At 46.1% G+C, this 13,344-nt stretch carries 6 protein-coding genes; all 6 read right to left on the minus strand.

Translation table 11 applies throughout. The features are described from left to right. Positions 1–24 precede the first annotated feature (24 nt). Positions 25–3,216 carry a TonB-dependent receptor gene (locus DW033_RS13040; RefSeq protein WP_048927828.1) on the minus strand — a complete coding sequence of 1,064 codons (3,192 nt, stop codon included), beginning with the start codon at positions 3,214–3,216 and terminating at the stop codon, positions 25–27. Positions 3,217–3,942: 726 nt separating this feature from the next. After that, positions 3,943–6,831, minus strand: coding sequence for a glycosyl hydrolase family 38 (locus DW033_RS13045; RefSeq protein WP_122382816.1), 2,889 nt, complete (start codon positions 6,829–6,831; stop codon positions 3,943–3,945). 1 nt (position 6,832) lies between these two features. Further along, on the minus strand, positions 6,833–7,975 hold the full coding sequence (locus tag DW033_RS13050; protein ID WP_122145321.1) for a sugar MFS transporter: 1,143 nt from the start codon (positions 7,973–7,975) through the stop codon (positions 6,833–6,835). Beyond that, the gene (locus tag DW033_RS13055; RefSeq protein ID WP_122382817.1) at positions 7,965–10,334 is read right to left on the minus strand and encodes a GH92 family glycosyl hydrolase; all 2,370 of its coding nucleotides are present in this window, start codon (positions 10,332–10,334) and stop codon (positions 7,965–7,967) included. Before DW033_RS13055 ends, DW033_RS13050 begins: the two co-directional genes overlap by 11 nt. Beyond that, positions 10,331–11,434 carry an ROK family protein gene (locus DW033_RS13060; protein ID WP_022191913.1) on the minus strand — a complete coding sequence of 368 codons (1,104 nt, stop codon included), beginning with the start codon at positions 11,432–11,434 and terminating at the stop codon, positions 10,331–10,333. The genes DW033_RS13055 and DW033_RS13060 overlap by 4 nt, the downstream gene beginning before the upstream one ends. Before the next feature lie 146 nt (positions 11,435–11,580). Beyond that, entirely contained in the window at positions 11,581–13,326 is a 1,746-nt protein-coding gene (locus DW033_RS13065; protein WP_122378983.1) for a class I mannose-6-phosphate isomerase, read from the minus strand. Between the last annotated feature and the right edge of the window lie 18 nt (positions 13,327–13,344).

Genomic DNA, 13,344 nt, shown 5'->3' on the forward strand with positions numbered 1-13,344 from the left:
TGTTCTCTTGATAATTTAATTTAATTAAAATGCCACATTTATACCCAAAGTGAAAGTTCTCGCTCTTGGATATGAGAAGAAAGTCATGTTCTGACCAAATTGACCAGCTGAGACAGTACCTCTTTCACTGCTATTATCAATCTGTGAGGTACTCTCTGGATCGTATCCATTAAACTCTTTCGAGGTAATGCAGAACGCATTGTTTACGTTGAAATAAACACGTAAACTGCTGAATGGAGTTTTCTTCAGTTGGTTAGAATCAAAGTTATAACCCAGCTGAATCAAGTTCGCACGCAAGTAAGAGCCATTGGCTACCCATTGAGAGTCGAATTGGGTATCTTGGTCCGCATGACCTGTATTGAACAAATACACAGCCTGCTGCATACTTCCCGGATTCGTTCCATTATACGCATCATACAAAATATTACTCAAACCATTCGTTTGTCCAAAACGGTCATAGGTAGAGTGGTAGAACTCTTGCACTGTCTGAACGCCAGCCACAAATTGCAAATCCAATGTGAAGTCCCAGTTCTTCCAGCGTAAAGTATTGATCATTGATCCGGTCCAGTCCGGTGTACCTTTACCCAAGATCTCTCTTTCTTCAGAGCGTTTGGCACGACCAATCTGCTTTTTCTCGCATTTGCCTGCCTCAAAATCCTCAGTCGTATAAACGCCCAAGCGTCTGAAACCATAGAAACTACCGACGCTCTCTCCTACACGCAAAAGTGAATAACCATTTAAGAAGCCATTCTGTAGGATATCCTCATCGTTCTCACCCAAGGAAAGTACCTCGTTCTTATTGTAGTTGGCATTGATAGACGTTGTCCAAGAGAAATCCTTCGTATCTATGTTACGAGTGGTTACCATCAAGTCCAAACCTTGGTTACGGATAGAGCCGATATTCCGGTAAACGGTCTTGAAGCCGGTTGTATGAGGAACCGGAGAGTCTAACAGCAAATCGCTAGTCTTCTTATTATAGTAAGAAGCGTCTAATGAGATACGGTTATGGAACAATCCTAAGTCAAAACCTATATCAAACTGAGCTGTTTTCTCCCATTTCAAATCCGAGTTAGGCAAAGTACCTAAATAGGAATATCCGTTACGTACCCCATTCAACAATAATGTACCGCTAGAGACCGTAGCCAGCGATTTGTAAACACCGATCTCAGAGTTACCGGTCAAACCATAACTTGTATGTAATTTCAAATTGCTGATCGTGTTCTGGTCACCCATGAAATCTTCTTGTGTGATGTTCCAAGCTAAACCTGCGGATGGGAAGAAGGCATATTTATTATTATCACCAAACTTGGATGAACCATCATAACGACCTGTTACCGTCGCGGAGTAGCGATCCTTGAAAGTATAGGCGAAACGCAAGAAATAGGAGTTCATGGCCCAACGTTCCCAATACGTCGTAGGAGAGTCTGGAACTGTTCCGGCACCCATATTGAAATCCTCATAACGGTCGCTACTGAATGTCTTCGTATACATTCTTGAGTAGTCGTACTTACGTTCCTGCCAAGACAAACCAGCCATAGCGTTAATCCTATGTTCTCCAAAAGTCTTATTATAAGTCAAATAAGTCTCTTCCTGCCAGTATAGGGTATTCGCTTGTCTTCTTTCCGCTACACCTTGTTGGTCTTTACCCAAGTTATTCAAGTCGCTTGGAGTGTAAGCATGTAAAGACTGGAAGTTCGCATCAACACCAAATTGGGTCTTCAAATCCAAACCTTCGATAATATGGAAAGTCAAGGCGGCATTTCCAAAAATCTTCGTGTTGTAGTTCATATTCTTTTGTGTTGTCAGAATATGATATGGATTCGCCATGGACTCAAAGTTCATAGGCATGTTCGGCGTATTGGAATTTGTATATTTCCCATCATAAGATACAGGCAGCCAAGGCAGCATCTCAACCATCGTACGACGAGCGTCTTGGGCACCACCTTCCTCTTTCGTAGAGTTGCCCCATGTATGGTTAACCGCTAAATTCACTGATGTAGACAACCATTTCGTAGGATCCGCATCATAAGTAAGTTTTCCATTCAAACGTTTGGAATAAGTATTCCTCAAGATGCCTTGATTATCCGTGTAGTTCAAGAACGCTCCCACAGAAGACTTCTCTCCTCCCTGTTGGATATTCAACTGATGATTATGGGAGATAGCTGTACGCATAGCCTCATCTTGCCAATCCGTATCATACAAGGGATTACCATTGGAATCAAAGAAACGACTGTCAGAAAACCAATATGAACGATCCGTAGACCAATTAAACGGAACCTCAACTCCATTTACGGTATGCGATCCCCATTTATTTTCATTCTCTATACCTGTCATGAATGCGTCACACCACTCCTGTGAGTTCATTAGATCCATTTTACGAGAACGACTCGCTACACTCACGGATCCTGCATAGCTAATAAGCGTTCCTTCCCCTTTCTTATTTCCACGTTTGGTAGTTACCATTACGACACCGTTCGCGCCACGAGCACCATAGATAGCGGTTGCGGAAGCGTCTTTCAATACCTCCATTGACTCGATATCATTCGGGTTCATCAAATAAAAGTTCTCCATTACGACACCGTCCACAACGTACAACGGGTCGGATGAAGCGTTAATCGTAGCTTGACCACGGATAACAACACGGCTACCATAAGCACCCGGCTGGCTAGAGTTAGAGAAGATGTTTACACCGGCAGCCTTACCGCGCAAGTTGTCCAATGCGCTAAAGTTCTGCGCCTTCAGCATATCCTCTCCTTTAGCCGTAGAGATAGAACCTGTCACGTCAGATTTCTTCATCGTACCGTAACCTACTACCACGACCTCATCCAATGTCTGCGTGTCCTCTTTCAAGGTCACATTGATAGCAGACTGGTTTCCTACGGGGATCTCTTGCGACAAGTAACCGATATAGGAAAATACCAATATTCCGTCGGCGGGCACACCCTCGATCGTATAATTTCCATCAAAATCAGTGATCGTACCGTTTGTAGTGCCTTTCACCACCACGTTAGCGCCAATAACAGGCTCACCTGTACCGTCAACAACCACACCTGTTACTTTCTTGCCTTGCTGCACTGCCATTACTTCATCAACCGTGCCTGCGGGAGCGGGAGCGGCCATAGCGGCGTTTACAGAGAAGGCAGAAAGCAGCAAACAGAACGCTGAGGCTTTAGCTATCCCCTGAATGGATAATAGCTTAGATTCATTCTTTGTCATTTTGCTCTTGTTTTAAATTAAGTTTAGATTGATTACATTTATATGTAATATTATATTCTAGAATAGACATAGTTCGTACGGAACTAGTGCGCCATTCATGGTCTATATCATGAAAAACTGGGCAAATGTATAACTTTTTTGTAAACCAGACTTAAATCTATAGTATTTTTTTAATAAAAATGACACATTTATCACAAATCATCCCTTGAAACCAAGAATATCAACCCTTAAATGTACTAAAAATATATTGTTCCGTACGGACTTACAATAGTATCATCGTCTTTCTATCACATAAATAATTAACTATCAAATATTAGCAGTAAAAACACTTTAAATTGGTTACAACAAACAAATGTTAAATTTATTGAGATTCAAGGCTAGGCGAAAATGGCACTAGCATGGCTTCTATGAAAAAAACAGATAATATATTCAGAGACTGGATAATATGAAAAAACTTAGCCCCCTTTATAAATAAAAGAAGAACCACATTATCTACAATCTTTCTACCAAGAAAGCGCCATGGACTTATTCCCACAAGGCTTGAAATCCAATAAGGAATTATCCGAAACAGAGTCTCTCATAACACTCTCCACCCATCACTCTAACACAAACAAGTCTTCTGCTTAGAATAATACCGATTTATTTGGGATTAAATCCTATCAAAACATTCAATATACAAACATAAGACAAACTGGATAAGGGCGGGCAAACCCCGCCCCTACCATGCTACCAAGATAATTTTATAAACTTATTCTCCCACGGAGCGAAACTCAACGGATTCCCCGAAACTGGGTCTCCTACGACATCACAAACCGTAGTTTTCACAAAATTAATTTTATCTGAAGTTACGGAGAAAGTAGCTGGCTTCCCGCCTATCTCACGCAATTGAAGCATAACAGCATTCTCGCCTTCCACAGGCCTCATGTTTACCAACAACAAATTCTCCGGTACGATCTTGAAAATGGAAGCCGATTGGAGAGGCTCCACCTTTTTATCTCCGGCAGGCAAAACACGGGTCAAGAACGGAATCCGGTTTTCCCAAGCGAACTTAGTCGCATACTCAATAGAGTTGTCTTTCGAAGAGTTGATGAAGTAACTCCATTGCATCTCTCCCATTTGGTCCGCATTGAAATTGGTTACCCAATAGTTGTTCATCGGCCATGAATACATATTCGTGGACTGAGGTACGGCTCCGGCCTTATACCGCCCCGTATTGATCGCCCCAAATTGCATTAATGGTATTTCTTGGCTACCCATCACGACTTGCGACTCTGCGTTACGAGCCGTAGCGAAGTTTTGCACCGTGTACCAATCGTTAGAGGAACCCGGGATTTGGTCTACACCCGCCTCGATCGATCCACCGGGTACATCCAAATGGATCTTTCCACCTTCAACCTCAAACGGGAAAGCGATATAAACCGCTTCCGGATCTGTTACCGCTTTTTTACGCAAGCGATAAACTACCTCGATTTTCTTTGTTACGTTAAATACACGGAATTCCACCATCAAATTATTCGGCTCACGTCCCGCTACTGTCTCTCCCCGGAAACGATATGTATCCCAAACATCGCCTTTCTCATATTTCTCGAAACGCATCTTCTCGGGACGACAGCGGAGGAATTGGGGAGCACGATATTGTTCCATCGGATGACGGCTATCGATAATCTCATAAATAAACTCTCCCATCTCCCATTCCGCATCCGGCGTAACCAATTGTTTGTTCAAATCCTTATCATATAATTTACGAATCGTACCTTTACGGGTATTGAAGTCGATGGCATACCAAGGATTCTCCACATGTGTCTCTTTTAATTCCGTTGCGCCCTGTATTTCCGGACGTGGCGCATCCTTTACTTTTATATAATACTGCGCATATCCCAAGGCCGGGACATCTTTCACGTAAAAGCTCCAATAGGTACCGTCGGAACGGCTTTCGCCAGCTTGTGCGGGAATTACGTTGCCAGCCGCATCCACGATCTCGAAAGCCTTGTCTTTCGGAAGAATCTGATGATCGACATAAGCTTTAGCGATACCGCTATAACTCCAGTTGAGCGTATTGAATACAGCGATAGACGGAACGTCGCTTTTAGGCACGAATGATTGTAATATACCCATAGTAGCCTCTCCCAGCAAACCGGAATGGCGATAGGCTTCCCACGCATACGATTGTTTCAAGGAGCGTTGTTCCCAAGTTTCCAGTCCATAAGCGTTACGTACGCTCTCGCTATGCCCGAAAGTATGCTCATCATAGAACAAAAGAGCTTTGTTGATGTCCTGAATCCGATCATTGATGTCTTTCGGCAATTGAGCGCCTAGCATTTTAGCAAATGACAATCCGGCTTGATTCGCGATAATATCCGAATGAGTCACACGAGATATGGCGGCTTCACGGGCACCGGAAGCGAAACCATCCGTCCACCAATCCGGCCAAGCTCCACGAATAGTCTGAATATGATCCGCATATTGGCTCTCTACCGTCTTAAAAAACTCACTGGCTACCGCCGTGCGTAATTTCGGCCATTCATACTTCTCATTCCATTTCTGTAACATCTCGCAACTTTTAGTCGAAGGGGGCGCATTATCCGTAAGATATCCCGAATGCTGCACCGCTAATATATCATACGGATAATTTTTCGCTTCCATTTCACCTAAATAAGTTAAAACACGCTCCTCAAACTGGTCAAAGTTATCTGTATGAATCCCGAAAAAATTACCATAGTGATAATGCTCCGCACGATAAGTCAAGACCTTCTTCCCAGAAGGTGATTCCCACCAAAACACCGTAGGTTTATCAAAGCAGATCAACGCTCGATGACCATGGGTTCCCATATTCACATATTTCACGCCGGCATCTGCGAAATACTCGCTGAAACACCAACCGATACCATTCACGTCGTCTTGCATAGCTACCTCGGCACGCATCCCATTTTCCCTGAATTGCTTGATCGGATAAAGAGAAGCGGCAAGTGTCTGCTCATCCGGTAATTCGTCAAAATTCAAGAACATCGTAGCTAATTCAATACGGCCCTCTTTTACCCGTTGCTTCAGGCGAGCGATCTGTTCCACAGGACGACATTTCAAATATTCGCTAACCGCCCAAGCGATCTCGCAAGTCCAACGGAACTTAGCGAAATCCGGATAATTATCCGTAGCGTCACAATAATCCAACGCATAATCAATGTATCGAAGCTGTTCTGCCAAGATTTCCATTTGGGAACGGGTATAACCGATATCCGTATGGGTGTGTTGCACCATATTCATCTGCCAATGTCGAACCGGTTTTACGGTCACCGTAGTTTCCTCTTTCTCTTTCCCACTTGTCAACGTCAACGGTAATTGGCGAGTCGTGCTAACCTCGGGTATCTCGATTCGGAATACATTATCCCCGGACACCAGTTTCTCTTTATGGCTTTGCTCGCCTAAATGGATCGTCACTGTAGAAGGTTCTCCTTCATGTTTTACGGAGATCTCGACCTTTTGGGTCAGTCCGTTTTTCGATTTATAAACCGCCGGTAATACACGGCTCTTGACATCCGATAATCCCGGAGACGCATGAACCGACAATGTCCCGATCAACAAAGCCAATCCTGCTGATAAATAAGTTCTTTTTTTCATCTTATCGTGTTTTTATTGATATAAGTCCTATATACAACATACATATTAATAATAGCATCAAGCCGGCTACCTGTCCGAACATATCGGCTATGCCTCCCATACAAGGCGTAATCAAAGCGCCTCCTGATACACCCATAATCATCAAGGCCGAGACCTCGTTCGATTGCTCCGGCCGATGTTCCAACGCAAAAGAGAACAGGATCGAAAACACATTCGAGCAAGCCAAGCCAACCAGTACGATCATAACGCCCATGCCCCACAAGCTATCCGAGATAAGCAATCCTACGAAAGCAAGGATAGCGATAAGCATGCTTCCCCTTAAGAAGGGTCGTGACGAGATCCTCGCCAGCAATATAGCCCCCAGGAAAGAACCTCCGGTACGAGCGGCGAAATAAAGGCTACTCCCTAATCCAGCCTCTTGCAACGGCATGGATAACTTTTCCATCAATAGCTTAGGGATCGTCGTATTCAGACCGACATCGATCCCGACAATACACAGAATCCCCAAGAAAAGCATCCGTATCCTAGCATCTTTACATAAAGCTAACGTAGAGGCGAACGAGGCTTCTTGCCCCTCTCCTTCCTCTTTACCCGGAATAGTCGTTATCAACCAGATGATAGATGACAAGGTAGTCACCGAATAGACAATGAATATCAACTTCCAATCTCCCCAGAAAGAAGAAGCTATACCTGCAATAATCGGCCCTAAGAAGGAAGATACCGCCTTAATAAACTGCCCTAAAGTAAGCACGCTCGTTACTTTATCCGGATTTACCACCCGCGCTACCATCGGATTCAAGGACACTTGCAAGATCGTATTTCCAATTCCCAGCAAAGCGAACGCAAACAAGATACAAGCAAAGTCATAGAAGAATAGAGGTATCAGCATCGCCAAGGTTGTGATAGCCAAGGCTACGACCACCGTATTCCTACGCCCGTGCCGTCCCATCCAGATACCGGTAGGGACAGAGAACAGGGCGAACCAAAGAAAGACCATCATGGGCAATAGGTTCGCCAACGTATCGGACAAACCAAAGTCCATCTTCACATAATTCGTGGCAATTCCCACGACATCCACGAATCCCATCACGAAAAAGCCGAAAAGGATCGGGAATATAGCGGAGTTCGTACTTTTAGTTCTCATATCGATCTTTTGGTTGGTTACCCATTTCTAAAACCAAATGTCCACCTTGAACAATCTCCGAGAAAGGAATACGAGTATCCGTCAATGGTTTCCCGTTTAAGTCCATGGATTGCACGTAATCATTTTGCTTACTATTATTACGAGTCTCGATCACGAATTCCTTCCCTTTATAATAGCGGTCATTCAGCCGGATCGTAATCTTATCGAACAAAGGACTACCCAAAGCGAAAGAAGGCGCTTGATCCGTCAAGCCTTTCATATCGAATAAGCCTAAGGAAGAGATCACGTACCAAGCCCCGAGCTGGCCTTGATCCTCATCTTGTCCGTAGCCATAACCGTGGATGCCATCCGTACCATAGAACTCATTCAAGATCGCCCGCACCCATTTTTGCGTAAGCGAGGGACGACCGGCCTCGTTGAACATCCAAGAGATGTGCAAACAAGGTTGATTTCCTTGGTTATACAAGGTTTGCAAACCGGCGAAAGCCCCTACTTCCGTGCCTCCGCTAAAGATTAATTTACGAGACACCGTGAAGATGCTATCCAACCGATGGTTAAACACGTCCGCACCTACTTTTGCGACCAAGCCTTTCGCGTCGTGCGGTACATAGAATGTATATTGCCAAGCGTTACCTTCTTGGAATCCGCGCCATACTTGCATCGGATTGAAGTCCTCGATAAACGTACCATCCTTCTTTTTAGGACGGACAAAATTACAGGAAGGGTCATAGATACGCTCCCAGCCTTTCGATAAGTCCATCAAACGGTTATAATCGTCCGTCTTACCCAGTTGCTTCGCCCATTGGGCCACGGCCCACGCACTATAAGCATATTCCAAGGTATGGGAAGCGGAAAACATGAAAGCCTCGTCCGGCCCGTCCCCTTTATCCAAATGAGGTACATAACCATATTCCACGAAATAACGGGTATCGATCTTTCCCGCGCCCAACGGACGATTCTCCCCATCCAACTCATTCTTCAAGCAAGCCTCATAAGCCGTATTCACATCGAAATCCCGGATGCCACATTGATAAGCGCCAGCGATAATCGTACTTAATAAATTCGTACCAACCCCGGAGACATAACGGCTATTAGCGATTCCATCCGCCAGCCAGCCGGCGTCCTTGTACACCAACAAATGGCTACTTATATAATCCGAATAATATTCCGGATAGGCCAAAGCCCAAACCTGTGTCAGATTCCATTGCGCTCCCCAAGCGGCATCGGTATTGTATAAGTTATGTACCGGTTTCCCGTCTTTCAAAGGGATTTGTCCTACCGAGCCATCATTTCTCGGATAAGCGCCATTCACATCGCTAGCTAACCCACGCCCCAATAAAGCGTGATACAAACCGGTATAGAATTTCACCTTATCCTCTCGCGCTGGAGTCTCTACCCGGATACGTCCCAAATATTCTTCCCATGTTTGGCGAGATATTTCCCTTGCCTCGTCAAACGTAAGGGTAGCGGCCTCAGTCTCCCTATTTAACCGGGCATTCTCCACGGATGTATAGGAAAGACCTACTTTAGCGGTTACCGACTCTTGATCTTGGGTACGGAATATCAGATAAAGTCCGGCCCCCACGCCCGTCGCTTTCCGTTCATCCGGACAGATATCCGCTCCGTTGAAAGCGCCAAATCCAACGGGAACCTTGTCCAGCACCGCCGAGAAATACAAAGGAACCGATGCCCCGGGTTGATATTTCCTCACATATTCAGGCTCGGTAATCACCCAGCCCTCGATATGCCCGTCTTCCGTAAAAGTAATTTCAGCATCCCGTACAGCTCCGCTCTCTCCTTGACGGTTTCCTATATCGAACAAGATATGGCTATCCTCCCCGGCCGGAAATGTATAACGCTGAATAGCGACACGAGGGGTAGCGGTAAGCTCCGCACAAATCGAGTAATCTTTTAGGAGAACGGAATAATAACCGGCGGTAGCGATCTCGTCCGTACGGTCAAAACGGGAACGGTATCCTATACCTGTCGAGTCGTCTACCGCCCCGGGAATTGTTTTCAATGGACCCGTCGTAGGCATCAGTACGATTCCACCGATCTGAAACTCATGCAAGCAGGGGAAACCCTCGATCGATTGATCCCGATAATCGTAACCGGTCGCCTCCCAACCGGATTTATTCCCGATATGCCCGTTCGTAGAAGGAGCCGGCTTGGCCATACCGAAAGGCATCGCTCCCGGGGTAAAATGAAACCAACGGCAATGCGCCGTACCAATCCGAGGTTCTACATATTGGCTAAGCTCTTCTTGCTGAACTTTCTTGCCTTGTGTCACACAGGATGTGAAGAAAGCACACGCAAACATCAGGAACCATACAGGTCCTATACTATATTTTTGTCTCATATTCCTTTAGATAGATGGTTTAACGCAAAAACATAAGCTCCCATAGCGATCGAGCGATTAGCACCTTGTTTACTTACGGTCACCCCTATCCGTTTACAAGGATCATACCCTACCTTGCGATTGGTACCCGGAATGGGTACCTCGACAGCTCCTCCTTTAGCGAAATCAGCGAAACTCTCCGCATCCTCCAAAAGATAAGCTTTCATTTGCAATCGGCCGAAACGACTTCCATCCATCATACCGGTAGATGAGTTCAATTCTTTCAACAAAGCAGGGAGAATATATTTAGAAGCCCCCGATAGTCCACCACCGATCACGATGATGCCATCGATTAAAGTAATGGCAGACGCCAACGCATCCCCCGCTAGCTCCCCTAATTCGGAGAAAGCCGTAATAGCAGCCTCCCGGTTACCCGGGCAAATACCCTCGGCAATCTCAAAGATCTCTTTCGGAGTATGCACTCCCGTATCACCGGATCGTTCCGCATATACTCGCATGACCGCACGTATGCTGACACTCTCCTCTACGATATACTCCGGATATTTCTTATTCCGAAAACACCAGATATCTCCTCCTGCCGCATTATCTCCCAATAGAAGCTCTTGATTAATGACAACCCCGGCACCAAAACCGGTACCCAAGGTGACTCCCAGCAGGTTCTTATATTGCTTCATGCTTCCTGCCTCCCGCAAACGGCGGTTTATATCCGGAAGGGCTCCGGTTAACGCTTCTCCATATGCGAATAAATTCCCATCGTTATTGATAAATACCGGTATCCCGAATATATCTTCCAGAAACGGGCCTAACGCTACTCCACCCCGGAAAGAGGGGAAGTTGGGTAAATCGCCTATGATACCGGCTTGATAGTCTGCCGGACCGGGAAAAGCGAAACTGATAGCGACCGGAGTTTCCGGCAAGCCTGCCTGAATTGCCTTAAAACCCTCTACCAAATTGCCTAAACACTTATCTAAACAATCCGCGCATGCCGGAAGAACTACCGGATCGGCTATCTCTTTTCCTCCTTGGATGGCAGAGAAAACAAAATTCGTTCCTCCCGCATCCAATGTCATTACTATTCTATTGTCATTTGTATACATCATATATTCCTTTTCTTTATTTACCCATGTTCCGCCAGTGCCACCGTGGTGGCACAGCCGTGCCATAGGGTTGGCATTGGCGTGCCATCGCAGTGGCACTACCGTGCCATCAAGGGTGGCACAGTTGTGCGATGCCTATGGCACGGTGATTATTGCCTAAATCGTACGTAAGCTTTTATAGTACCGCAGTATTTACCTACGGACGATCCATACGGGCGGATCGTATATTCACCCACGCAAGCCGGAATGATAAAAGTCTCCGCATAATGAACGATGAATGGTTCAAAAGCGTTTGTCGGACTCTCCACGATCAACTCATCTCCCTTGATTACATTCAGCACTTGCACCCCTCCATTCGTATTGTGAGGCACGATATCCGTGAACCAATGACGGCGGGTCTCGATGAACTCGTTCTCATGCAAGCCGGTCCGCTCCTCCCGCCAACCGTCTCCCTCGGCGATCATCTCCACTTGGTTGATCAAGTTATGACGGACAAACTCCGTTTGCCGCTCCCATTGGATCACTTTCGAGCCGTGGCCGATATTAATCGGTCGAGGCAGTCCGTCCAATCCCAAGCGGCCCCAGTCCCAAAGCTTAAAGGTAAAGATACTTGGGGTAGCGCTAATCTCCAGCACCATGGCACCGGCTCCCGAACAATGGACCGTTCCGGCGGGGATCAGATAATGATCATGGCGTTTGGCAGGCCATTTGTTGACATATTTCTCCGTATCGAAAGGCTTTCCGGTCTGTTGGGACTCGTTTAGGGCAGCGATCATCTCGTCCGGGTTGACACCGGTTTTCAATCCCAGATAAACGGTAGCGTCCTCCTCGGCATCCAGCAGGTAGTAGCTCTCGTCCTGCGTATAATAAATCCCGAACGTATCCCGGATATATTGGGTGACCGGATGCACTTGCAAACTTAGGTTTCCTCCTCCCATCGTATCCAAGAAGTCGAAACGGATCGGGAAATCTTGTCCGAAACGAGCCTCGACCGGCCCGCCCAGCAAGTCTCTCGTCTTATAGAATACCAAGTCATTGGAAGGGATCTCAAACAGCTCTCCGGCAACTTTCAGGTATAAACTATTTTCCTCGGGCACGCAATCAAAACACCAGCCGAAGTTATCTTGCTTTTTATCCAGATCACAGACCTCTTTCATCCATTGGCCGCCCCAAGGAGCCGGATCGAAGAAAGGTACTACCCGGAACGGAGTATGCGCCGTTTTCTCCAACCCTTCTTTCAAGATCTCCCCGGAAATCATCTTAGGTGTTCCGACGATATGGGTATCCAACCAATAATCGACCTTGGGAAGGACTTTCTTCTTCAGATTATCGCAAACAATCCAATCAATAAAATATCCTCGCTTATAATGGTACGACGGGGCTTCCTCCCGGTTTTCCACACCTAGCCCGTTCACCTCTTTTCTACGGGAACGCATCTGGATCTCCCAACGAGCCATATCCGCGTAGATCAATTTGTCCGGAGCGGGAACGATCTCGGCGGCGGCGTGGCCATAAACGATTGTCCAGCCTTTTCCATCACGCAAGGACTCCCGGCAGGCGTTCACCTTCTCCTCATCCAAGAAATACGTATAAGAGAAATGAGCCCGGCGGCCAAACAACCGGTCATCCGTCAGATAAGGATAGGTCATCGCCTCTATATCTTCTGCCGATTTAAATAAATCTCGCGTATTGATAAAACGATCGGGCGCGAGCGCTTGCAGTTCACGCATCAACTCCTCGTGATGAACCCCTTGGTAGCATTCCACCACCCAAACTTGTGATCCATTCGTTTCCGCATGGACCTCCGCCAATCGCTTCCGTATCGATTCCCAGCCTTTCCACAAGGTACCGTCTACAACGGTGGCCGGCATTTTATCATAATTACTTTTTCTCATCTCTTTTGATATTTAATA

It is taken from the genome of Parabacteroides sp. AF39-10AC (genome assembly GCF_003635405.1).
GTDB classification, from domain to species: domain Bacteria; phylum Bacteroidota; class Bacteroidia; order Bacteroidales; family Tannerellaceae; genus Parabacteroides; species Parabacteroides distasonis.